The following is a 23,705-nucleotide window of genomic DNA, read 5'->3' on the forward strand; positions in this document are numbered from 1 at the left end:
ATGCGGTCAACATTATTCTCCCTGTCCGCTACTGCGGAAAACCAGACAGGCAGGTCCGCAGCAACCACAGCAAACGCCCTGAAGGCAACGAGGGGGGCTGCCCGGTAAAAACTGCTCTTCCTCCTCTCGCCGCCCAGCTTCTATCCCTCCTGCTTCTGCATGATTTCCGCAGGAATAACCACTTCTCCGGATTCCAGCTTTTCCTTGATTCCTTTAAGACGTTTGAGCATTTCCTTTTTGCCGGCGCCATCCTCCATCTCCAGGGCAGAAATACCCGCCTTCTTCATCATCCAACCCATCACCGGCTGTATCGCCTCCTGCACCATGTATTTTTCCATCAGCAGGCGTACGTCTTCCCACGCACCCATCTCCAAGTCTCCGGGAACGGCTCCAGACTCCTCCATCTTTTTCTCACACGTATCCTTCCATTGCCGTACTGCGCATCTGAAATCTTCCGGACACCGGGCAAGCGCGTTCATGGGAATGAACTCCCAAAAATGTTTTATTCTCTTTTGCAGATCCATTTTCTCCGCAGGATCCTCTTCCAGCATTAAAATCATCTGATTCAAAACCAGTACAACCATAAAACCGCATATGGCGGCACGCTCCTCCTGAATTTTTTTCCCGGTCTCGGAATCCAAATCAACGACAGGCATTCCCGGTGAAGCAATATCCTGAGCACGGGAGAAAAGAGGGAACGCCCCGCATAATAATAAAACAATCAATAAAAAGCGACTCATGCCAGCCATATTCACAGCATACCACGGGACCGTCCGCGGGCAATAAGTTTTCCGCCATTCCGTGCCGGGGCCGCTTCTTTTCCCATTCATGGACCTTCCCGCACAGCCGCCCATACGCCGGATGCCGTGGATTCCGGGCATCCGCCGCAACAGGCTTGCCCTTTCTTCCGGAAAAACGCCGGAGCGGAACAACTACCGGACTTATTCCTCCACCGTCTCCGGCATGACGAGGCGCCCTGAACGGACATGATCGCGAAATTGCTTGAACGCTTGGGCAAACGAGTCCTGGTCCATGTTGCCGCGGGCGTTGACTTCCCGCTCCATCCAGTTCAAGGCCTGGCGGCACATGTCCTCCATGCCGTATTCCGCCAGAAAGGCCAGAACCTCCGGGTCTTCCGGATTAAACGGCTCGGACTGCAAATCCCTTTTTCCGTCCGCCGCCTCTTTCAGAGCCTGAACCCTGGCATTCATCAGCTTTTGGAGCTTTTGCGGGCATTCCTTCAATTCCTGTTCAGGAAAAGCCGCCAGTATCAGGGGATAAAGGTCCTTTTCCCTGAATACCTCGCCCTGGTTTTCCACGACCGGCAGGAGAACGGCTAAATAAAGCAGCACGAAGAATTTGCGGATAGTCGCCTTCTCCGCCGCCAGCTTCTGCCCGGAAGGCGTTTCCAAATCCACATTCGGCATTCCGGGCGCCCCGACATCCTGGGCGGCACCGGACAGCGCAAACAGCACGGGGCACAGCAATAAAAAGTTCAGGGGCATTCTCATGGTTCACTTTTGGACAGCGGGGCTTCCCGATCGTTCGAAATCTGCGGTAATCCCTTGTTCCTTTAATATTTTACGTTTCCGGGACGTCTTCACCGGGAAAACTTAAAACCTCCACGTTGCGGAATGGGAGCCGCGGAAAGCAATCCATCCCTTCCACGGCTTTCCGCACGTTCGCTCCACCAGGGGCAGATTCCGCCACCGGGCAGGAGGTAAAACGGAAGATAACGGCTTTCTTCTCAAACATCTTCCATCACCTCCCCGTCCTCCATTTCCTCAGCCTCGCCAATATTTTCGGGAACCACGACTTTCCCGGCCTCCATCTCCTCTTTCAGTTCACGGATGCGCCGGGCTTTAAACGCGGGGGTGTCACTTTTCCTGAAACCCAGCCTGGAAGTTACCCAGCGTGCAATCCGTTCCTCTTCATCCTTCAAGCCGTACTTGAACAGCAAGGCGGCCACTTCTTCATCCGCCACGTAAGGCCAGACAATATTCTTTTCAAGCCCGTCCAGGAATTCCTGTATCTTGCTCTTTTTTACAACGACCAGTTCCTGAAAATCCGCAGGACAGCGTTTCAGGGCATTTTCCGGGAATTCCTCCAGGATTACCTGATAAAATTCCGTAGCCAGTCCGTTGCCGCCTCTGATTATTACTTCAAAGGAAGGAAGGTTCCGGACAAGGCACAACTGGGCAAGAAAGCTCCGAATTTCTTTACGATTCCTTTCCCGCACCCTTCCTTCCTCCGTATCCCGGTTCAAGTCCGGCACGGCGGGAGGAGCAATATCCTGGGCGGCCGCCATTCCCGATAAACTTAAAACGATCAGAAAACGAACCATCTTACCCATGAAGACACCATACCACAAACATGCATTCCGGCAATACCGTTCCTCCAGCCGCTTCCCTACCGTCTTGCACGCCCCAATCATTTCCGGAACTAAAGGCTGTTTTTACAAGGCCAACGGCGGGAATGCCGGAATTTGCACGGCAAAGCTTGAAAAGGGATTCACGGAGCGCCGCATCCCTCAACGGGACATCTGCCGCGCCATGGCCTCCGCGCAGCGGCGGCCGTCCAGGGCGGCGGAAACAATGCCGCCGGCATACCCGGCCCCTTCCCCGCAGGGATACAGCCCTTCCAGCCCGGGATGCTCCAGCGTGGCGGGGTCCCGCGGAATGCGCACGGGGGAACTGGTGCGCGTCTCGCAGCCGATGAGCTGGGCGGAGGCCCCGGCAAAACCGCGCCATTTATGGTCAAACTGCCGCAGCCCTTCCCGCATGCGCCAGACGATTTCCCCCGGAAGCAGTTCATGCAGGGGGTGGGATGTAATGCCGGGGTGGTAGCTGGTGGGAAGCAGGGAGGAGGAAACGCACCCGTTCAGGAAATCCTCCACTTTCTGGGCCGGGGCCTTCTGCATGCCTCCGCCAGCGCGGCTGGAAGCGGTCTCCAGCGCCTTCTGGTACGCCACGCCCGCCAGCACGCCGTGCTCCCTGCAGAAGGATTCCGTATCTTCCGGATGCACGCTGACCACAAAGCCGGCGTTGGCAAACGGGGAATCCCGCCGGGCCAGGGACATGCCGTTGACCACCACCTCGTCATTTTCCGTAGCGGCGGGAACAATGAAGCCTCCGGGGCACATGCAGAAGGAGTGGACGCCGCGGTCCCGAATGGTGGTCGTCACGGAATAGCGCGCCGCCGGAAGCTGTTCCGGGCGTTTCCGGTCCGGGCGCAGATGGTACTGGCGGGCATCCACGAACGCCTGGGGATGTTCAATGCGCACGCCCACGGCAAAGGGCTTCTGTTCCAGGGCCAGCCCCTCCGCCAGCATCATGCGGTACACGTCCCGCGCGCTGTGCCCGGTAGCCAGCAGAACGGCGTCCGCCGCAAATTCCCGGCCATCCGCACAGACCGCGCCGCGTATGCGGCGGCCGTCCGCGGAACGGAGCAAATGCTCCACCCGCGCGTTGAAATGGATTTCCCCGCCCGCGCTCAGGATGGATTCCCGGATGGCTTTCACGACGTTGGGCAGCAGGTTGGAGCCGATGTGCGGATGGGCGTCCGTCAGGATTTCCCGCGGCGCGCCGTGGGCCACGAAAATTTCATAAACATCCCGCACGGGGCCGCGCTTGGTCGCGCGCGTAAACAGCTTGCCGTCCGAGAACGTTCCCGCGCCGCCTTCCCCAAAGCAGTAATTGGAATCCTCCATCACGGTGCCCTGCCGCAGGATGGGGGCCAGGTCAAACCGGCGGGAGGAGACGGCCTTCCCCCGTTCCAGAACTACGGGCTTCATCCCCAGCTCCAGGCAGCGGAGCGCGGCGAACATTCCGGCAGGTCCGAATCCCACAATCAGCGCCACCGGGGCGCCGGGCCTGACGGGAGGATAGTCCCGGGAAAGAGGTTCTTCCGGAGGCAGCGGGCCGTCCACCCCCGCCAGCAGACGAAGCTGGAACAAAATGTTTTTCTGCCGGGAGTCAATGGATTCCTTCACCAGCCGCAATTCCCTGATGCGGGAGGGGGAAATGCCCAGCTTTTCCGCCACGGCGGCGCGGCGCGCGCGGTCGTCGCCGGCCTTCTCCATCGGCAGAATCACATCCACCGTTACGCCTTCCCCTCCGTTCATGGGGCCTCCTTCCTCGGCCCAGGCTGCTGCTGCGTGATGCAGTGGATGGCTCCGCCTTCCAGCACCAGCTTGCGGGCGTCCACGCCGACTACCTGTTTTCCGCTGAAGCATTCCCGCAGAATGCCCAGGGCGCGGTCGTCATTCCGGGGCTGGTTGAACACGGGAACGATGACGGCTTCATTCACGATGAGGAAATTGGCGTAACTGGCCGGGAGCTGGTCCAGCCGCCAGTCCTCCGCATGGAGGGGGTCCGGCATCGGGAGGGGAATCACCTCCACGCCGGAACCGTCCACGCCCCTCAAATCCTGCAGGCGTTCATTATTTTCCGCCAGGGCGCGGTAATGGGGGGAGGATGAGTCCGTCTCCACGATGGAGACCACGGCATCCCGGCACACAAAGCGCACCATGTCGTCAATGTGCCCGTCCGTATCATCCCCCTCAATGCCGGAACCGAGCCAGAAAATGGACCTGGCGCCCAGCATGCGCCGCAATTCCTCCTCAATCATGGCACGGCTCCATTCCGGGTTGCGGTTGGGATTCAGCAGCACGGATTCCGTCGTCACCAGCAGGCCGTCCCCGTTGCCTTCAATCGCGCCCCCTTCCAGAACCATGGAGGAGCTGCGCACGGGAAGCCCCAGGGAAGCGCCGATCAGGGAGGGAATGCCGTTGTCCAGGTCCCACGGAGCAAATTTGCCGCCCCAGGCGTTAAATTGCCAGTCCGCCAGCATCAGGGAGCCGTCCTCCATGTCCTGCACGAAGACGGGGCCGTGGTCCCGGCACCAGACATCGTTGGCCGGATGGTTGAACAGGCGGTACTGGTCCTCCCGCACCCCGGCGGCCTGCATCGCCTGCCTGATGCCCGGATGAAGGGGTTCCGCGGCATTCACGCACACGCGGGCATGCGGGGCAATGGCGGCGGCTACGCGCCCGTAGGTCTGCTGCAATTCATCCAGGCCGCCCTGCCACAAATCCCTGCGGTGGGGCCAGGAGAGCCAGACGGCGTCCTGCGGTTCCCATTCAGCGGGCCAGCGTACATCGGGTTCCTTGCTCATGGCGGTACGGGGGGTCAACTGGGCTGCTCCTGGAATTCGTAAGGCTCTTCAAAGGCCTTGCGGAAACTCATGAACCCCTTGAAATCGTCCAGGGAATCCTCCGGCTGCTTGGAAAACACATCCTCCTCAATCAGCAGGAAAACCATCTCTCCCACATTTTTCCCGTTTCTCAGCCCCCATTCCTTTAATACGGTGGAGGCCATGGGGCCGAACTGGGCGAGGGCGTAATCCCGGAAGCCTTCCAGCAATTCCTGCCCGCTGACATGCCGCTGGGAGCCGTTTTCCTGCTCTTCAATGCGCTGCATGGTGAAATCCAGCGCATCTTTCAGAAAGGAATACGCCCGTTCCGCAAAACGGGGATCCTTCCGCACAATGCGGCTCACGGCATCTTCAAACGTAGGGGTGGTCATAACGGCTCACCCCTACCCTATACGGGCCCCTGTGAAAATCAAGATTTTTGGGAGCGCGCAAACTTCACGGCTTTCCTTCCTTTTTCCCGCATTCCGGCCCTTCATAAGTTCCCATGAACAGCACGGCCCGGTCCTCCGGGCTGTAAATGAGCCACAGGAAAGGACGGTTGAATTCGATCTCCGGCCCCCTGCCGCGGGGAGGAGCGCCGGCAAATGGATCCATCTCCCCGGCAGTGGAAGCGGACGCATCCAGCCCTTCCTCCCGCACTCTGACCGCGCATTTCTGGTACACGCCATGGATTTTCAACGGCTCCGGCGCGCAGCTCCCCATCCGTGAAAAATCGGCGCGGCCGGTAAACGCGTCCTTCATTCCCAGCGCCTCCAGGGCCTTTTTCAGGGAAAGCGTGGGGGAAGACTGGGAGAAACGCGGCAGCCGCAGATGGTATCTGGAATATTGCTCCAGGGGCTTTCCGCCGGGCTTCCGCGTTTCCTCCGCGGCATCCCGGGCGGACAGGGAGGACAGGATGCCGTTCCATTCCTCTCCGGTCATCCCGTCAATGAATTGCTTCATCTTCCTCCCCTCCGGAGGAAGAACGGCCATGAAAACGGGCGCGCCCTTCCCTCCCGTAAAGAACAGGCTTGCCCCCCGCACGCCGTCCTTTTCATAATACATTCCTCCCTGCCGGGGCCATGACCTCCCCTCCGTGAATACCTGCTGCTTCATCATGGGCACCTGGCAGGCAGAGCCGTCCTCCCGGACAAAGGTCCGCGGCGCGGTGTCCCGCCCTTCAAATTTACTGTCCCAGAACGCCCTCAAATACATGGCGTTCACCAGCACAAGCACCGTCCGGTCACTCATCCGCTGCGGATTCAGAAGATTCCTGATGCGGTTTCCCGTATTCGTTGCCGCCCAGGCGTTCACCTGCCGCACGGCTTCCGCCATGTTTTCCCGGAAGGGCGCCTGAGCCACGGCATCCGGCCCCACGGCCTTTTTATAGGCGTCTTTCAACTCCACGGACCGGTCTGCAAAAATGCGGTTGGCGGAATAACAGCGCAGCGAGCGCGAAAAATCACCAGACAGAAAAGTCCAGTCCCTCCTGATTTTTCCGTCTCCGGGCAATACGGCCGCCATCTGCTTCTCCGTTTCCCCCGCCGCTCCCGGAAGCATGTAACGGAGAACTTCATACAGGGAAAAAGGGGAAATCATGACACTGCCGCCGCTTTTCTCCATGCATGCCCGGAACAGGCGCAGCTCCGGAGGAGCGGAAACACCGGGAGACGGAGCAGGCGGAATATCCGCCCATGACACGGAGCCCAGAAGAAACACATATGCCAAAGTCCTGAATATCATACTTCTACCTTATCAGATAGATACATCGTGGCAAGTTTTACGGACTGATGCCGCCAAAAAGCTCCATAAGCAGGAAGGAAACCTTGCCAGCCTCTGGTCCGTTTGTTATGAATGGAATGCTTTATGTTTCGTCCCTCCATCATGCTTCTGGCAACCATGCTGTGCGTTTCCTGCGTATCGCACCGGCCTATCCAGGACAGCAGTTCTCCGCCCATTGACGCGGCCAACCCGCTGGACGGCACCCCCGTGGCCCTGGCGTGGAGCTCCGGAACGCAATTGATGATGGGGGTGGACACGGGAGCGGTCCAGACGTCCCTGCTTTTCTCCCCCGCGGTGGAATCCATCGGCGCCCGCCTGCGCGGCAGGGGCGCCATGCGCACGGCCAATGTGCCCGTTTCCCTGAAGGATGACGGAGAACCCATTTCCCGGAAGCAGGACGTGGTGATGGTGGACCAGGCGCCGTATGACGGACTGCTGGGCTGGGAGTGCATCCGGAAGTACGTGTGGAACATCAACTATCCCAAACGCTCCCACCGCTTTTTCAACAAACTGCCCTCCAAAATACGGAGCTGGCACAAGCTTTCCCTGATACCCGGTTCCGACTACCCGCAGATTGCGGACAAGCACGGCCGGCGCATCATTCTGGATACGGGCGCGCCCCATGCCGTCTACATCTCCAAGAAACGCTGGAACGCCATCAAGCAGGCCTATCCGGACGCGTTCGTCAGCGTTTATTCCGGCTACAGCCCCGCCGCGGGCGGCTTTTACGCCCATGAATGCATGCACGTGAGCTCCTTCCAGCTCGGCCCCCTGGAATTGAAGAACATCCTGCTCTGCGAAAGCTTCGCCAATCCGGAAGTGATGGGCATTCCCGACGACATCGACATCATCCTGGGCTACGGCGCGCTGGCCGCGCGCCAGTTCTGGCTGGACGGCCCGGGGAACGCCCTTTATTTCAGCTCCACCAGCCACCGGATGCCCGCGCCCTCCTCCTTCAACCTGATGGGGGGCACCTTCATCCAGGACCGCAACGGGAACGGCCCCATGAAGGCTTACGTGGCCGAATGGTCGCCCGCGTGGGACGCCGGCCTCAGAACGGGGGACGTGCTCGTTTCCATCAATGGGAGAAAGAATCCGTATCCGGACCTCGTAGAATATGTCACCACCCAGCGGGGGGCACAGGCAAGCGTTGTGGTCCAGCGCAGGAACAGACTGGTGCGCATTCACTGGGAAGTTCCGGCCGCGCCCCCTGCCGGGGATTATTACCCCACGCCCCAGGCCATTACGGAGCAGGAGTTTGAAAACCACGTCAAGCAGCAGGAGGAAAAGGAACAGCCCCAGGATGCCGCGGGAGACCAGCAGCCCGCGCCCGCCGCGACGGAAACTCCAGAGGAGGCCGCCCTCGCGCCTGACGGGAAAACGGACAAGACCCCCGCGGCCTGAGCCAGCCCCTATCCAGCCATCTCTCTACCACCGGCATGAACGACGCACAGCAACAGGATTCACAGGAAGCCGCCGGCGACTGCCGCATTCCCTCACCCTTCCAGAAAAAGACCTGCTGGTACGCCCTGACGGGCGTCGCCATCCTGGTGATGCTGTGCATCGCGGCCTTCGTCATCTTTGAAGTGGTGAAACTCTTGGGCTTTCTGGAACCGGTGCTCCTGCCCATCCTGATTGCCGCCGTGGTGGCCTACCTGCTGGAACCCATCGTCTCCTGGCTGGTGCACTTCAGATTCTCCCGCCCCTGGGCCGTGGTCACGGTCATGTTCGCGGCTCTGGCCGTCCTGGTGGGCTTCGGCGCCACTATCCTCCCTCCCCTGATCCGGCAGACGGATGAGCTGATCGACAACCGGATGGAGCTCTGGGACAAGACCTCCGAGCTGATTGACTCCACCATTGAAATTCCCTTCATCTCCCGCACCATTGACAGCGTTTACAGCACCAGCCTGCGGGAACTGAATACCGGCCATTATACGGACGCGGAGGTCCACGACCTGAGAAACGCCCGGACCGCCCGGGAAAAACTGGGGGCGTACATGACCATCAATTCCTCCTTTTACCAGGACAAGCTGATGAGCTGGCTCACTTCCGGCGGAAGGGCCCTTTACAGCACCATAGGCATCATGGTGAGCATCCTGATCACGCCCATTTTCGCCTTTTATTTTCTGCTGGAAGCGGATAAGATCAGGGAGAAATGGCCCAGCATCCTGCCGCTGAAGGCCTCCAAATTCAGAAAGGACGTGGTGGACACCATGGAGGAAATCAACGGATACCTGATTTCCTTCTTCCGCGGCCAGATGCTGGTGAGCATCATTGAAGGCATCCTGATCGCCATCTGCCTGAAACTGCTCGGCCTGCCGTACGCCGTCACCATCGGCGCGGCGGTCTGCGTGCTGGGCATCGTGCCCTACCTGGGCATCATCACCGCCTTCATTCCCGCGGTCCTGCTGGCCTGGTTTACGTGGGGAGACTTCCAGCACGTGCTGATCGTTTCCGGCATCTTCCTGGCCGTCAACCAGTTTGACGGATGGGTCATCCAGCCGAAAATCGTGGGGGATTCCGTGGAGCTTCATCCGCTCACGGTCATGTTCTCCGTGCTGATCTGGACGCTTATCCTGGGCGGCCTGATCGGCGCGCTGCTGGCCGTCCCGCTGACGGCCGCCATCAAGGTTCTCTACAAGCGTTACATCTGGCAGAATGCCAGCATGCGCCCCATGACGGAGCCCCTGCCGCCGCCGGAGGAGCCTCATTAAAAGCGCCAGTCAAGACCGCGCGGCCCTTCCCCCGGCAGAATCCCGGCATTTTTCCAACCATCTTTTGATCAACCGCAACACCACACACCTGACAACATGAACAAACCCGCATTACACCTGATGCTTGCCCTGGCGGCGGCAGCGGCCTGCCCGGCCGCCACCACGCCCCAGGTCAAGCCGCCCAAAGCCATCGTCATGATTTACGCTGACGACCTCGGCTATGGAGACGTAGGCTGTTATGGAGCCAAGGGGATTCCCACCCCTTCCATTGACAAGCTTGCCAAGCAGGGCGTCCGCTTTACGGACGCCTATTCCACCACCTCCGTCTGCACTCCCTCCCGCTATGCCCTGTTCACCGGGGAATATCCCTGGCGCAAGGAAGGCACGGGCATTCTGCCGGGGGACGCCGCCCTGATTATTGACACCAAGAAGCCCACGCTGCCCAAGATGCTCCAATCCCACGGCTATAAAACCTACATGGTGGGCAAGTGGCACCTGGGCCTGGGGGAAAAGGGAAAGAAGATTGACTGGAACAAGCACATCGCCCCCAGCCCTAACGAAATCGGCTTTGATGAAAGCTTCATCTTCGCCGCCACGGGCGACCGCGTTCCCTGCGTGATTCTGGAAAACGGCAACGTCCGCAACCTGGACCCGAACGACCCCATTGAAGTGTCCTACCAGCACAACTTCCCCGGTCTTCCGAACGGGAAGGACAACAAGGACCAGCTCAAACTCATGTGGAGCCACGGGCACAACCAAGCCATCATCAACGGCATCGGCCGCATCGGCTTCATGAAGGGCGGCAAGAGCGCCCTGTGGAAGGATGAGGAAAACGCGGATGTGATCACGAACAAGGCCATTGAATACATCCAGAAGAGCGCCAAGGCCAAGGAACCGTTCTTCCTGATGTTCGCCACGCATGACATCCACGTGCCGCGCTGCCCGGAAAAACGCTTTGTGGGCAAGAGCCAGCATGGCGTGCGGGGGGACGTTACCGTGGAACTGGACGACTGCGTCCGCCGCATCACGGAAGCCCTACAAAAAGCCGGACTGGAAAAGGACACCCTGGTGATCTTCTCCAGCGACAACGGCCCCGTGCTGGACGACGGCTACAAGGATTTTGCCGTCCGGGACAACGCCACCCACTCCCCGGCAGGCCCCTTCCGCGCCGGCAAATACAGCATTCTGGAAGGTGGCTCCCGCATTCCGTTCATCGTCAAATGGCCCGGAGTAGTCAAACCCGGAGTGACGAGCAAGGCCCTGTTCAACCAAATGGACCTGGCCGCCTCCCTGGAACAGCTTCTGGAACCCGGTAAGGCCAATTCCTTCCGCGACTCTGAAAACGTGATCCCCGCCCTCCTGGGCAAATCCGCCAAGGGACGCGACTACCACGTCATCAACAGCACCGGCAAGGCTCTGGCTATCCGCCACGGCAAGTGGAAGTTCATTCCCGCCGGCGTAGCCATCCGCGACGGGATCAACGGACTGGGAGCGAAAATGACCAAGTCCCCGGAAGGCGGCAGCCTGTTCGACCTGGAAAAGGACCCGAAGGAACTCAACAACGTAGCAGCCCAGCATCCGGACATCTGCGAGCAGATGAAAGCCAAGCTCCAGGAAATCCGCCAAAGGCCGGAAACCAAGGCCGACAGGGCGGACCTCCTTCCGCTGGACGACTAACACCCATTCAGCCTGAATCATGAGAGAATCCGCCACATGCTCCCTGTGCGGGCACGGGTATACCTACCCGGCCGGGCTGGATGAAAAAGCCGGCATGCACTGCACGGCGTGCGGCGTACTGATTCACGTTAAAACGGGGCTTCCCTTTGGGGAAGCCCCCTCTTCCCCCTCCGGGCAGAAACCGGAAAACGCCGTAAAAACACCGGCATCCCTGCCCCCCGTCAAGAAAAAGCAGCCGGCTTCTTCCGGACGGGACGCGGATGGGCGCGACCTCAGGGAAACAAGCCGCTCCCGGCTCACTGCCGCTGGCTCCGGCACTGCCGTCCCCGCCGTGTCCTGGTTGGCATGGGGCCTGGCCCTGATTGCACTGGTCATGGCTTTCATCTTCCCCTCTTACGGGAACGACTCCACGGACCCGCTATATATGCTCCAGCGCCTGCCCTCCATGGTCTTCGGCTGCACGGCGGCCATTCTGTTCATTCAGGGGCTTGCGGCCATGCGTCGCTAGCAGAAGCCGGGCTTCCGCAGTTCCCTGGGAAACAATCCGGAACAGGCACCGGCTCAAAGCCGGCCAAACGGCCCGGCCGCCTTCCCGCAAATCCGGGATTTTAAGCTTGCCTGTCAAATTCGCAGGTTCTAAGTTACTCCCCGGTAATTTATGGAACGGGAGGCAGAGGCGCAGGACAACAGGTGGAGAACCAGGCTGGACGCCGTCCTGATGCACAGGATATGGGGTTCCCTTATCTTCCTGTGCATCGTTTACATCATTTTCTTCCTGAGCTTCGCCATCGGCGACCCTCTGGTCAGGCTCATCCAGACAGGCACGCAGATGTTCAGCATCTGGGCCTGCCGCATGCTGGAACCGTGGCCCCGCCTGCAATCCCTGCTGGGGGAAGGCGTGGTGGGCGGCGTAGGCGGCGTGCTGGCCTTTCTTCCCAACGTGGTGCTGCTCTTCGGAGCCATCACCCTGCTGGAAAACAGCGGATATATGATGCGGGTCTCCCGCCTCATGAGCCGCATCATGAAAATCATGGGCCTGAACGGCAGCAGCTTTGCCCCCCTCCTGCTGGGCTTCGGCTGCTCGGTTCCCGCCATCCTGTCCACCCGGAGGATTGAAGCGCGCAACGACCGCCTGGTCACCATCGCCGTCCTGCCCATGATGAGCTGCGCGGGTCGCCTGCCGATTTACATGATGTTCGTCTCCGCCCTGTTTCCCTCCCGCCTGCAGGCCACCGTATTGTTCGGGATTTACGCCAGCGGCGTCCTTCTGGCCCTGTGCTGCGCCCGGCTCCTGAAAAACACGCTCTTCAAGACCGCCCAGAGGGACTCTCTCCACCACATGAAGCGCCTGCGCCTCCCCTCCCTGCGGAAGGTGGGCGCCCTGATGTGGTCGCGGGCCTTCATGTACGTCCGGAAGGCGGGAACCTTCATTCTGGGGGCCTCCATCATCCTGTGGTTCCTGAACACCTACCCCAGGCCGGAGGAAGGAACCGCGCCGAATGCGGCAGCGGCCATGGAACATTCCTACGCCGGACAAATAGGCCACTGGATGGAACCCGTCACGCAAGTGGCCGGATTTGACTGGAAGATCAATTCCGCTCTTCTGGGCGCTTTTGCGGCCAAGGAAATCTTCGTCACCCAGATGGGCATTCTCTATGCGGTGCAGGACGGGGACTCCGGCCCGGCAGCCCAGCAGACCCTGAACGCCCGCCTTAAAGCCAGCTACACCCCCCTCCAGGGCATCAGCATCATGATGTTCTGCCTGATCGCCCTCCCCTGCATCGGCACCGTCACCGTCGCCAAACGGGAAGCTGGCACCTGGTGGTTTGCTCTGGCGCAATTCGGTGGATTGACCCTGCTGGGGTTTCTGACAGCTACGCTGGTGTACCAGACAGGACTGTTCCTGTAAGAGCCGGATGCGGAAAAAACGGCGGCAGGAAATATTTCCGGCAGGCCGGAATGGCGGGGAAATGCCATACGCCCCTGGAAAGTCCGTCCCTTCCCGGCAACGCTACTGGCCCCCCTCCTGGGAGCGAAGGCCATCCGGCCTTCGGATTCGCTCTGGCTCCACAGTCAACGGAAGAGAGCTTTCCTTCTTCCGTTTTTTGCCACCGCTGGCAAGAAGCAAGAGCCACTTGTTCCCAGGGAGGAGCCCATCGTGTACCGGGAACAAGGAAACCTCGTTTCCGGCAGCGAAGGGAATTCCCTTACATACAAAAACCGGAGGGATTGTCCTCCCTCCGGTTCCGAATACGGCCGATGAAGCCGTTTAAATCGTCTTGATGACGGAAGATTCGTCGTCCTCCCTGTCATCGGAGGAAGCGGCCTTCCTGGTGGGCACAGGCGTCTTCCTGACCTTTTCCAGGGCCTTGTCCACCGCCGTAATTACCTTGTCTTCCCCGGTTTTCTGGCTGGCCAGCTCATTATAGATTTTTTCCTTGGCTTCATAATCAGCCTTGGCGGCGGCATCGTTCGGGTTGGCCTTGAATTTGTCCTCTGCCTTGAACAGGGCTTCCTCTGCGGCCTGGAACTTGGGTTCCACCACATTCCTGTGGTCTTCCGCCGTCTGCTTGATGCGGCCCAGCAGGCGGATCACATAGGGGCGGTTGCTGAGCCTCTTGAAGGCGGAAACCAGGAACTGGCGGCGTTCGCTCGTCTTGGCGTCCGCTATCAAGGGCTCGAACAGCTTGAGCGTGGCGTTGTCATCCCGGTCACGGTCCACGGAGAGCACGCGGAGAATGGAATCATGGGCCTGGGAACGCACGCGTTCATGCAGGGATTCATCCTTCCACGCCTTGAACAGGTACGGAACGGCGTCATCCGTGTTCCAGTCCCCCCAGGCGGTGATGATGGCGAGCGCCTTCTTGGGGTCTTCCTTGTAGCTCTTTTCCATCATGTCCAGCACCTTGGGATCGCCGGTGCGGGCCAGCAGCTTGTAGAGGACCTTGACGTTTTCCTCCGGCATGTTCTTCTGGTACTGGAGCAGCTTGGAAGAGAGTGCCATGCGCTTGGCCGGGGGGGCTTCGTCAATCAGGTAGCGGGCCGTGCGGAAGGCGGAGGAAACCAGATCCTGGGAAGCATCCTTCTGCTGGAGAATCTTCATGACGTCGTCCAGGTCGTCCAGCTTCATGGCAAAGCGCATGTACTTGAGCACCACGGCCTGCTTGTCCTGAATTTTCTTGTTCTTGCTATCACTGATGGAGGCGTACAGGTCTTTCAGCATGTCGCGCATGGCGGGGCTGGAAGATTTGGCCAGCAGCGTCACCATCATGGAGTATTTCTCCTTGCTGTACCTGCCGACGTTTTTCTTCATGTCTTCCACCACCTGGCGAGCGATGTTGTCATCCATCTGGGCCATGATGGAAACCAGGTGGGCGGCGCCGGGCCAGTTTTCCCGGTTTCCCTTGGCTCCCCTCACATTGGCTAGGAGCAGGGCGGCGTCCTCCGCATTGGGCACCACCTTCACGTCCGGAACACGGCTGAGATTTTTGGAATCAAACAGGCGGCTGCGGCCCAGTTTGCCGCCTTCCACCACCAGTGCATTCAGGCGCGCGTTTTCCCCTTCCACCTGGTCTTTCTTGCTGTTGGTATGCCAAGCATAAATTCCTACCCCGGCAGCGGCAAGCACCAGGGCGCATACCCCGTAAATGACGCCCCTCAGCAGGGATTTGGATTTATCCACGGAGGCGACCATTTCCCGGGTGGTTTCCGTGCCGGCAGGCGGCTGGATGCCGCCCGTGCCCGCAAGAGGAACGCTGGCGGTGGGAGAAACGGATGCGGCAGCCACGGGCTGGGAAGCCGCGGCAGACGCCACGGAAGGAACGGGCGCGGTCCCCACAGGGGATTTCAGCACCTTCAACCGGGGCACGGCGCTTTCCGCCGGGGCGGCGGCAGGGGCTTCCTCCGCCGGGGCAGGAGCCGGGGAAGTCTTTAAAACTTTCAATTTGGGAATGGAGCCTGTGGAAGCCGCGGCAGACGCCGGAGCAGCCGGTTCAGACGCCTGAACGGCAGCGGGAGCCACGCCGGCGGCCTGCGCCAGGGCAGCGGCCTGCGCGTCCGCCAGGGCTTTCTGGGCCTCCGCCACCTTGGCAAGGGCATCCTGAATCTGGGCATCCACCGCCGGACCGGGCAATGGTTGGGAAGCGGCTTCCTTTTCCTCCTGTTCCGCAGCAAGACGGGCCCTTTCCTCTTCCGCCGCCACACGGGCCGCTTCCTTCTCCGCGGCAATGCGAGCGGCTTCCGCGGCCTCCTGCTCCGCCCTGATTCTGGCGGCTTCCTCCTCGGCGGCTATTCTGGCCGCCTCTTTTTCCGCAGCGATGCGGGCGGCCTCCTGCTCGGCTGCCGCCTTTTCCGCCGCAATCCTGTCCGCCTCCGCCTGTTCTGCGGCACGGCGCGCGGCTTCCTCCTGTTCCTGGGCCAGCTTGGCCTGCAATTCAGGAGTGAGGAAACGCGGTTTGGCAACTTCCACGCCTTCCGCGGCGGGGGAAGCAAACTTTACTTTGGGCGCTGCCGCAGGGGCTGCCGTTACCAGGCGGCGGCGTAATTTGGGAGCCTCTGGAGAAGACGGGGTTTCTGGCTGGTCGGTCATGATGATAAAATGGCTGGAAGATTGGGGCGATTTTACACGATCCCTCCGGCTCCTGCAATCTCAAAATCCGGACTGACGAAGGGACGCGAAATTCTCCGGAACTCCTGATTCAACAAGGAATTCAGGGAAAAAGACTTCATGCGGCGCAGAAAATAAAAAAGCGTTTAAACATCCCGCAAGCGCCCTTGCACGGAATGTTAAACAATTCAAATTTTAAATAATAAAAATCATGAATAAAATAAGCATATTACCTCTGAACGTCAACAATATGCCCCCTATATTTAAACAGTCTTTTAAATTATGTCAAAATACTTGCTCTTTTTGCTTGCTACCCTACGGACCTTTGATTAAACAAATAGCCACTCGTCAATATCATGAACTCCAACGACAGCACCAAAAACAAGAGGCGCTATACGCCTGAAGAAAAACAATCCGTTCTTGACTTCATCGCTGAACGGAAAACTCAGAACAAAAGAGGCGCCCAGAAGGAAGCCGCTGAACGCTTCGGCATCAGCACGGTAACCATTTCAAGCTGGATGAAGGCCACCAAGGCCAAGCGCGGCCGCAAGCCCGGCACCAAAAATACAGCCGCTCCCAAAGCTCAGCCTCTCGCTGCGGCCCAGCCCGCGGACCTGCGCCGCCTGGCAGCAGTCCTGGAAGAAATCGCCGACCTTGAAGCCCAGACAACCAAGCTCGACACCCTGCGCGCCGAAGCGGAGGAACTCAAAAACAGACTTACGGCCAAACAGGCCTGATTGCGTTTAGCCATTCCTTTTTCCGGTAACCGGCTTTCCTTAACGGAAGGCCGGTTATTTTCTTTCCGGAGATCGCACTTGCCCCTCCGGAACAATTCCTTTAATATTTGCGCCCGTGACTCAACCCGCCCACATTGCTCCCGCGAGCCAGTCCGTGGAAGGCATGTATGCCGACTACTTTCTGGATTACGCCTCGTACGTCATCCTGGAACGGGCCGTACCCAAGATCAATGACGGGTTCAAGCCCGTGCAGCGCCGCATCCTGCACGCCATGGACCGGCTGGACGACGGGCGCTATAGTAAAGTGGCGAACATCGTGGGGGACACGATGAAATTCCACCCGCACGGCGACCGCTCCATTGCGGACGCGCTGGTGGGGCTGGGACAGAAAGGGCTGCTCATTGACACGCAGGGGAACTGGGGCAACATCCTGACCGGGGATCCCGCGGCGGCCTCCCGCTACATTGAAGCGCGCTTCACCTCCTTCGCCCGTGAGGTCGTCTTCAGCCCCAAGGTCACGGAATGGCAGCTTTCCTATGACGGCAGGAACAAGGAGCCGGTCAGCCTTCCCGTCAAATTCCCCCTGCTCCTCGCCCAGGGAGCGGAAGGCATTGCCGTAGGCCTTTCCAGCAAAATTCTTCCCCACAATTTCAACGAACTGATTGAAGCCTCCATCGCGCACTTGCGCGGCCAGCCCTTCCAGCTTCTGCCGGACTTCCCGACCGGAGGCGTGATGGACGCCACCAACTACCGGGACGGGGAACGCGGCACAGGGCGCGTCCGCATCCGGGCGCGCATCCTCACGGAATCGAAGAAGCTTCTCCGCATCACGGAAATTCCGTTCGGGGTCACCACGGAAATCCTGATTGATACCATCGTCTCCGCCGCGGAAAAGGGGAAGATCAAAATAGCCCGCATCGAGGACAATACGGCCCAGCACGTGGACATCCTGGTGCATCTCCCGGCCGGAGTGGACCCGGAGCAGACCAGGAAAGCCCTGTTCGCCTTCTCCGCCTGCGAGGTCAGCATCTCCCCGAACGCCTGCGTCATCGTGGAGGAAAAGCCCCGGTTCATGTGCGTGAGCGACATCCTGCGCTACAACACGGACTCCACCAGGGAAATCCTGCGCCAGGAACAGGAAATACGCCTCAAGGAACTGAACGAGGCATGGCACCAGGCAAGCCTGGAAAAGATTTTCATTGAAAACCGCATTTACCTCTCCATTGAAGATTCCGAGACGTGGGAGGAAGTCCTCGGCACCATTGACCGGGAATTGCAGCCGTTTGCCGCCCAGCTGCGCGCGCCCATCACCAGGGACGACCTGGTGCGGCTGACGGAAATTAAAATCAAGCGCATCTCCAAGTTTGACGCGTTCAAGGCGGACCAGCACATCCGGCAGCTTGAAGCGGACATTGAACAGACGCAGAAGAATCTCAGCCAGCTCACCAAATTCACCATCCGCTGGTTTGAAGCCCTGCGCAAGAAGTACGGCGCAGCCTATCCCAGGAAAACGGAAATCTCCTCCTTCGGCTCCGTGGACCGCGCCCAGGTGGCCGTGGCCAATGAAACGCTGTATATTGACGAAGAAGGCTTCGCCGGGTACGGCGTCAAGAAGGGAAACCCCGTCTGCAAATGCTCCACGCTGGACGACGTGCTGGTCATCGACAGCACGGGCGTGCTCAAGATCGTGCGGATTCAGGACAAATTCTTCGCCGGTAAAAACCCCCTTTATATTTCCGTCATCAAGAAGGATGATGACCCCGTGTTCAACCTGATCTACCGGGACGGAAGGGACGGCCCCGTGTACGCCAAGCGCTTCCGCATAGGCGGTTTCACCAGGGACAAGGAATACCCGCTCACCCGCGGCGCGAAGGGAACGCGCATCTTCCACTTCTCCGTGCATGAAACGGAGGAAAACAGCTCCCAGATCAGCGTGAACGTCTATCTGAAGGCCGTGCTGAAGCTCCGCAACCTGGTCAGGCCCTTCCACTTCGCGGACCTGAGGATTAAAAACCGCGGGGTCCAAGGCAACATCATTACCAAACATCCGGTGGAGCGCGTCTCCCGCATCATGCCCCCGGCGAAAACCGGAGACGAGGAAACGGAGGAAGAAACGCCCTCCCCTTCCGCTGCCACGGAACAGGCGGAAAACACGTCCGTTCCGGATACGGAGACGCCGCAGGCCGGAACATCTCCCGGACCGGAGGAACCTCCTGCCGGACCGGCACTGGAGCAGGGCTCCCTGTTTGACTCCTGAAGCGGTTAAAATGAGGCGCGCCATGCCTGCCACCCCATTTTCGGCTTGCCACCATGGGCCATCTTCTGTAGATATGGGCCACCTCATTCACCACGCCGCTTTAGCTCAGTGGTAGAGCACCCGCCTTGTAAGCGGACGGTCGTCAGTTCAAATCTGACAAGCGGCTCCATTATAAACCCCTCAAGTTCACCGCTTGAGGGGTTTTCTTTTTCTTGCCAGGGAGAACCCAGTCCCACGTCAGGCCGCACGTCAAAACGGAAAAGGCCGTTCCCTCCGGATTTGTCCTGAAACGGGAATGCGCGGCATGCCGTTTCCGGTTACGCCCATCCTGAACCGGAAACGGAGCCAGGAGTTCATACTGCCCGCAGTATCCGGAACACGACGGGCCGCATTCATAAAAAAGCCCCCTGGCACAGAGGCCAAGGGGCGAAGTATCCTAACGTAAAGTCCTTTGACAGTGGCACCATTCCCAACGGGACGCAAGACTTAATCATCCTTTTTGCGCATAATAAATTCCGGGTGCACCGAAGCAGTCGCGGAAACCCCCTGTGCCATGCTTCGGAGAGGAGCGCCACTTTCCTGAATGGCTCCCAGAGTCCGGGGAATATCCGGAAACGATTCCACGGCGTCTTTAATGCCGCCAATCTCCGGAAATGGAAGGAATCACTATCCCTCACCGGGTTTTGTGAATTTCAGGCGTTATGCTTTTTGTTTTCAATGGTTCATGAATAGCCTAGGAATAAAGGGCCCAGCGCCGCCGGGGAAAGAACGGCACCCCCATACAGGGACGCATCAAACCGCTCCGGAGACGCCTCATTTATCCCCGGCAGCCGTGCATGCAGCTCAAGCGGCGGACCGTTCATTGATGGAAAACGGCAGGTCAAAAAGCCATTCCCCCCTTGAAGACGCATTCATTGCAGGTCCGCCGAACCTCCACCATTATTGGAACCTATGAATACTACAGAAAAAAAGATGGCTGCGGCCATTCTCCGCTTTGAAGACGATCGCGTCACCGGGCCGGCCTCCCTGCGCGTTTCCCGCCTTCCTGCCGCTGACAAGGGCGGCAAGTGGGAAATCTGCGGCATCTGCGACGGCTTTGAACCCGCCGTATTCAACCGCCTCAAAGCCTTGCTTGACGCCGGAAAACAGGAAGAAGCCTGGGAAGGCTGTCTTCAATATATTCTGGACAATACCGCCGCCGTCCGTTCCTGGATTGGTTCTGACGCCCATCCGGGCATTGAGTTCTTCCTGCGGGACCATTATTTCAATTCCGGCAGCAAGAACACCGGGAAGATATTGCAGCGAGCCTTGAACGACCACGGCGCCGGAATTGCCGTGGACGGCATTCCCGGAAAACAAACCCGGCAAACGCTGCAAACCGTTCTTGCAGAATCCGGAGAACGCAAACTCCTTGACAGCCTTTACGAGCGACGCGAGTCGTTTTATTGTTCATGCAGGCAGTTCAGCACCTTCGGTAATGGCTGGCGGAACCGTTGTAAAAATGCCTACGAGTTCGCCGCCGCCCTGGCCTAGCAGGACTTTCACCAGAAATGCCGCGAACCGGGAAACGGCCGGCGCCTTTGAATGCCTAGAATGCTTTCATCAGGGCGTCCTCCAGCATGCAACAAAAGCATCCATGCGGTTTTCCGCATGGATGCTTCCGTTTCTTCAACAGGGTCAGGAGAGCGGTCCGGCAACCGCAGACGCCGCCAGCAGGCGGCAGAACCGGGAAGAAGACAACTTCATCAGCCGCCCGTCCCCGCGCTTGCCATGCTGGGTCAGAATCCATGGCAGGGAAAGAATTTCCCGTTCATAAGTCAACAGTTCCCGCACCTCTCCCGCCAGAAAATGGAGATGCCAGGCGTCGCACCGTTCCGGTTCAAACCGGCAGCGGACATCGATAATCCTGCCGAAAGGAGCGGAGGAATCCACCCGGCGCGCCATCAGGACAAGCTCCGGGGTACGGACATAGACATCCTGGCAGCGCCCATCCTCATCCATCTCTTCTTCCCTCCTGCCCGCAGCCAGATAATAGGCGGCGGCGGCTGATAAAGCGTTCATGCCATCCCCCTTTCGCCACAGGCCATTCACTTCCGCAATTCCCGCCGGGACAGCTCATGCAGAACCGCTTGTCCCGGCAGGTTGCGGACCGGACGGCACGGAATCATTTGCCTTTCCGGATTCTCTGGATCACAGGCTGTACCTCCGTCTCCGGCTGGGCCTGGGAATAGGACAGGCGCCCCGGTTCCAGCACCAGGCAGGCGCCATCCCTGCATATCTCCGTCCGCTCCGCAGTCACGTCTATGGTATGCCCGCAGCCGGAAAGGAGGGAGGACGCCGCATAGGCCGCTCCCGCCAGGACCACCCACAGGAGGCGTTCCCACCACGTCAATCCGGGCCGGTACTTGCTTTTCTCATAGGCGTTTTTCATGCCCTGCTTTCCCGCTTCCAGAGCGGCTTTCTTTTGTTCTTCCGTCAGATTGAGCTTCATCGGCGGGCGGGGGCAAGGGGTTCAAGGAATTCAGGTGCGCGCTGCGCCGCAGCGGTTCCGCAGGGAAAGCCCGCGCCATGGCAGGATTGTTCATTGCTGTTCATCTCGTTCATTTGTTGGTTCATGGCCTTGAAACGCCCCCTGCCCTGCACGGGACAGGATATCCGCAGCCTGCCGGAAACCAGCGCGGCGGCAGCGGGCCGTTCAAGGCACCGCCATCTTTGACCTGCCCGCGGGGTGGGGCGCAACACGCCTGACACGTCCGGGAACATGGAGGATGAAACCGGCCGCACAAGCGGGAATTTCCGCTGCGGATAACAAATACCCTGTTGAAAACGGAACCGGTTCATGCTAGTTTCTTCCCTGCTATGGCAAAACCGGCTCTGGGGAAAGGCTTTGACGCCCTTATCAATCAAAATCTGTCTCGTGAATCCTTGGCGGCTCCCCAGGCGGGAGACGTTGTGCATCAATTATCCCATGCCTCCATTATTCCCAGCTCCCTCCAGCCGCGCGCCATCTTTACCCCGGAACAACTGGCGGAGCTGGTGGACTCCATCAAGGAGCACGGCATCATCCAGCCGCTGATCGTCCGGAAAACGGAAAGCGGCAAGTATGAGCTCATTGCCGGGGAAAGGCGCTGGCGCGCTTCCGGCATCCTGGGCCTGTCCACCGTGCCCGCCATCATCCGGAAGGCTTCCGACAAGGACGTGCTGGAGCTGGCGCTGATTGAAAACCTCCAGCGTGAAAACCTCAGCCCGCTGGAAGAGGCCTCCGGCTACATGCGCCTGAAAACGGAATTCCGCATGAAGCAGGGGGACATCGCCAAGCGGGTAGGCAAATCCCGCGCCGCCGTAGCCAACAGCATGCGGCTTCTGGATCTTCCCCAGGCGGTCCAGGACATGCTGGGCAACGCCTTCATCAGCGTGGGACATGCCAAGGTGCTCCTGTCCCTCAAGAACCAGGACCAGCAAATCCAGCTCGGGCGCGACATCGTCAACAAGGGCTACACCGTGCGCCAGACGGAGAAAGCCATCCAGAAGCTTCTCAATCCTCCGGAACCGGCGGCTCCCGCCAGAAAGCCCTCCTCCCCGCAGTACAAGAAGATTTCCAGCGTGCTCGCCAAACAATTCGGCACGCCGGTAAATATTTCCGGACAGGGAAGCCGGGGCTCCATTGAGATCACCTTTTCCAGCAAGGCCGAATTCGTCCGCATTCTTGAACTTCTGGGCCAGGATGAATGGTCCGCTTCCAAGTAAACCTTCCACTCCGTCTTTTTCCCATGACGCCCCGCATCGGACTCATCCTGCTCACGGCCCTGCTGATGCAGTGCGGAAATCCCGTGGAAACGCCCCTTCCGGGTGCGGAAACCATTCCCGCCCGGCTCCAGGAAACAACCCACTTCAACGGAGGAAACGCCATGTTCCACGCCGCCCGGATGACGGAGATGGGGGACCGGGGTTCCGGCACTCCAGGCTACCGCCAGCAACTGGACTACCTGAAGAAGGAACTGGCCAAACACGGCTGGACCTGCCAGGAGCAATCCTTTGAACAGGAAACGTCCAAGGGCCCCATCCAGTTCGTCAACCTGCGGGCCCGGTTTGGCAAGGCGCCGGATTTCCAGGCTCCGGTCCGGGGACTGCTGACCTGCCATATCGACACCAAGCAGGGCATTGCCGGCTTCACCGGGGCCAATGACGGGGCTTCCGGCGCAGCGGCCATTCTGGAAACGGCCCGCATCCTGGCCGGGGAACCCGCGCGCGCCGGGGAATTGGAGCTGGTGTTTTTTGACGGAGAAGAGAGCTTTGCGGAACACATGGACAGTGACGACGGCCTGTACGGCTCCAAGCACTATGCCGCCGCCATGCGGAAGCCGCTGCCCAAGTGGATGATCAACCTGGACATGGTGGGGCGGCAGGGAAAAAAGATACGCATCCCGGTCATGACGCCCCAGTCCATGTACCGGGTTTATTCCCGCGCCATTCGTGAACTGGGCTATTCACCGGAGGAATGGGGGGTCTCCGGCTACGCCATTCTGGACGACCACGTCCCCTTCATGGACCTCGGCATGGATACGCTGAACATCATCGACGATTTTCAGGACGGCAACTGGTGGCACACGTCCAAGGACAACATAGGCATTCTGGGTGAGAAATCCTTCAAGCAAACCGGAGAAATGACCCTGCATATCCTCCGCCAGCTGCTGCCCGACCCGCCCTCTACCTGACAACCAGGCCTGAATCCCCAACTA

Annotated in this window: 20 protein-coding genes and 1 tRNA gene; 11 read left to right on the forward strand and 10 right to left on the reverse strand. The window is 59.5% G+C overall.

Annotated elements, in window-relative coordinates:
• Positions 1-140: 140 nt before the first annotated feature.
• The 7 genes from M8N44_RS07430 to M8N44_RS07460 all read right to left on the reverse strand — a co-directional run bounded on the left by M8N44_RS07430 (position 141) and on the right by M8N44_RS07460 (position 6,936).
• A complete protein-coding gene (locus tag M8N44_RS07430) occupies positions 141-740 on the reverse strand; it encodes a hypothetical protein (RefSeq protein WP_146020091.1) in 600 nt (199 codons plus the stop codon).
• A gap of 201 nt (positions 741-941) precedes the next feature.
• Positions 942-1,505 (reverse strand): hypothetical protein, encoded by a 564-nt coding sequence (locus M8N44_RS07435; RefSeq protein WP_102729131.1) that lies wholly within the window; start codon positions 1,503-1,505, stop codon positions 942-944.
• Between the two features lie 242 nt (positions 1,506-1,747).
• Entirely contained in the window at positions 1,748-2,344 is a 597-nt protein-coding gene (locus tag M8N44_RS07440) for a hypothetical protein (RefSeq protein ID WP_146020092.1), read from the reverse strand.
• A 186-nt stretch (positions 2,345-2,530) separates the two neighbouring features.
• Positions 2,531-4,123, reverse strand: coding sequence for an NAD(P)/FAD-dependent oxidoreductase (locus M8N44_RS07445; protein ID WP_102729132.1), 1,593 nt, complete (start codon positions 4,121-4,123; stop codon positions 2,531-2,533).
• A complete protein-coding gene (locus M8N44_RS07450) occupies positions 4,120-5,175 on the reverse strand; it encodes an agmatine deiminase family protein (protein ID WP_102729155.1) in 1,056 nt (351 codons plus the stop codon). The genes M8N44_RS07445 and M8N44_RS07450 overlap by 4 nt, the downstream gene beginning before the upstream one ends.
• A 14-nt stretch (positions 5,176-5,189) precedes the next feature.
• Positions 5,190-5,585 carry a Minf_1886 family protein gene (locus tag M8N44_RS07455; protein WP_022397477.1) on the reverse strand — a complete coding sequence of 132 codons (396 nt, stop codon included), beginning with the start codon at positions 5,583-5,585 and terminating at the stop codon, positions 5,190-5,192.
• Between the two features lie 64 nt (positions 5,586-5,649).
• The gene (locus tag M8N44_RS07460) at positions 5,650-6,936 is read right to left on the reverse strand and encodes a serpin family protein (protein ID WP_102729133.1); all 1,287 of its coding nucleotides are present in this window, start codon (positions 6,934-6,936) and stop codon (positions 5,650-5,652) included.
• Between the two features lie 123 nt (positions 6,937-7,059).
• Here M8N44_RS07460 and M8N44_RS07465 point away from each other — a divergent pair, with 123 nt between their 5' ends.
• The 5 genes from M8N44_RS07465 (at position 7,060) to M8N44_RS07485 (ending at position 13,275) form a co-directional block, all read left to right on the forward strand.
• Positions 7,060-8,379: a PDZ domain-containing protein gene (locus tag M8N44_RS07465; protein WP_146024333.1), complete on the forward strand. Its 1,320-nt coding sequence runs from the start codon at positions 7,060-7,062 to the stop codon at positions 8,377-8,379.
• A 35-nt stretch (positions 8,380-8,414) separates the two neighbouring features.
• Positions 8,415-9,689 carry an AI-2E family transporter gene (locus M8N44_RS07470; RefSeq protein ID WP_022397480.1) on the forward strand — a complete coding sequence of 425 codons (1,275 nt, stop codon included), beginning with the start codon at positions 8,415-8,417 and terminating at the stop codon, positions 9,687-9,689.
• 96 nt (positions 9,690-9,785) lie between these two features.
• Positions 9,786-11,366, forward strand: coding sequence for a sulfatase family protein (locus M8N44_RS07475; protein WP_102729134.1), 1,581 nt, complete (start codon positions 9,786-9,788; stop codon positions 11,364-11,366).
• A 19-nt stretch (positions 11,367-11,385) separates the two neighbouring features.
• Positions 11,386-11,874, forward strand: a complete 489-nt coding sequence (locus tag M8N44_RS07480) for a hypothetical protein (RefSeq protein WP_102729135.1) — start codon at positions 11,386-11,388, stop codon at positions 11,872-11,874.
• 150 nt (positions 11,875-12,024) lie between these two features.
• On the forward strand, positions 12,025-13,275 hold the full coding sequence (locus M8N44_RS07485) for a ferrous iron transporter B (RefSeq protein WP_022397483.1): 1,251 nt from the start codon (positions 12,025-12,027) through the stop codon (positions 13,273-13,275).
• 360 nt (positions 13,276-13,635) lie between these two features.
• On the opposite strand, the gene M8N44_RS07490 is transcribed toward M8N44_RS07485, so the two are convergent.
• A complete protein-coding gene (locus tag M8N44_RS07490) occupies positions 13,636-15,954 on the reverse strand; it encodes a hypothetical protein (RefSeq protein ID WP_102729136.1) in 2,319 nt (772 codons plus the stop codon).
• A gap of 374 nt (positions 15,955-16,328) precedes the next feature.
• Between M8N44_RS07490 and M8N44_RS07495 the strand changes: the two genes are divergently transcribed.
• The 4 genes from M8N44_RS07495 to M8N44_RS07510 all read left to right on the forward strand — a co-directional run bounded on the left by M8N44_RS07495 (position 16,329) and on the right by M8N44_RS07510 (position 20,499).
• Positions 16,329-16,709 (forward strand): hypothetical protein, encoded by a 381-nt coding sequence (locus tag M8N44_RS07495; RefSeq protein ID WP_022397485.1) that lies wholly within the window; start codon positions 16,329-16,331, stop codon positions 16,707-16,709.
• Between the two features lie 115 nt (positions 16,710-16,824).
• Positions 16,825-18,966, forward strand: coding sequence for a DNA gyrase/topoisomerase IV subunit A (locus M8N44_RS07500; protein WP_249853072.1), 2,142 nt, complete (start codon positions 16,825-16,827; stop codon positions 18,964-18,966).
• Positions 18,967-19,060: 94 nt separating this feature from the next.
• Positions 19,061-19,135, forward strand: a tRNA-Thr gene (locus M8N44_RS07505).
• A 782-nt stretch (positions 19,136-19,917) separates the two neighbouring features.
• Positions 19,918-20,499 carry a putative peptidoglycan-binding domain-containing protein gene (locus tag M8N44_RS07510; RefSeq protein ID WP_249853073.1) on the forward strand — a complete coding sequence of 194 codons (582 nt, stop codon included), beginning with the start codon at positions 19,918-19,920 and terminating at the stop codon, positions 20,497-20,499.
• Positions 20,500-20,643: 144 nt separating this feature from the next.
• Here M8N44_RS07510 and M8N44_RS07515 read toward each other — a convergent pair whose 3' ends face one another.
• Together M8N44_RS07515 and M8N44_RS07520 are read right to left on the reverse strand one after the other, a co-directional pair.
• The gene (locus M8N44_RS07515) at positions 20,644-21,027 is read right to left on the reverse strand and encodes a hypothetical protein (protein WP_022397488.1); all 384 of its coding nucleotides are present in this window, start codon (positions 21,025-21,027) and stop codon (positions 20,644-20,646) included.
• A gap of 103 nt (positions 21,028-21,130) precedes the next feature.
• Entirely contained in the window at positions 21,131-21,457 is a 327-nt protein-coding gene (locus tag M8N44_RS07520) for a hypothetical protein (RefSeq protein WP_022397489.1), read from the reverse strand.
• A 368-nt stretch (positions 21,458-21,825) separates the two neighbouring features.
• Between M8N44_RS07520 and M8N44_RS07525 the strand changes: the two genes are divergently transcribed.
• Both M8N44_RS07525 and M8N44_RS07530 read left to right on the forward strand, forming a co-directional pair.
• Positions 21,826-22,713: a ParB/RepB/Spo0J family partition protein gene (locus M8N44_RS07525; protein ID WP_102721066.1), complete on the forward strand. Its 888-nt coding sequence runs from the start codon at positions 21,826-21,828 to the stop codon at positions 22,711-22,713.
• Positions 22,714-22,736: 23 nt separating this feature from the next.
• Positions 22,737-23,681, forward strand: a complete 945-nt coding sequence (locus M8N44_RS07530) for a M28 family metallopeptidase (RefSeq protein WP_022397491.1) — start codon at positions 22,737-22,739, stop codon at positions 23,679-23,681.
• The last annotated feature ends 24 nt before the right edge of the window (positions 23,682-23,705 follow it).

Source organism: Akkermansia massiliensis (assembly GCF_023516715.1).
Taxonomy (GTDB): Bacteria; Verrucomicrobiota; Verrucomicrobiia; order Verrucomicrobiales; family Akkermansiaceae; genus Akkermansia; species Akkermansia massiliensis.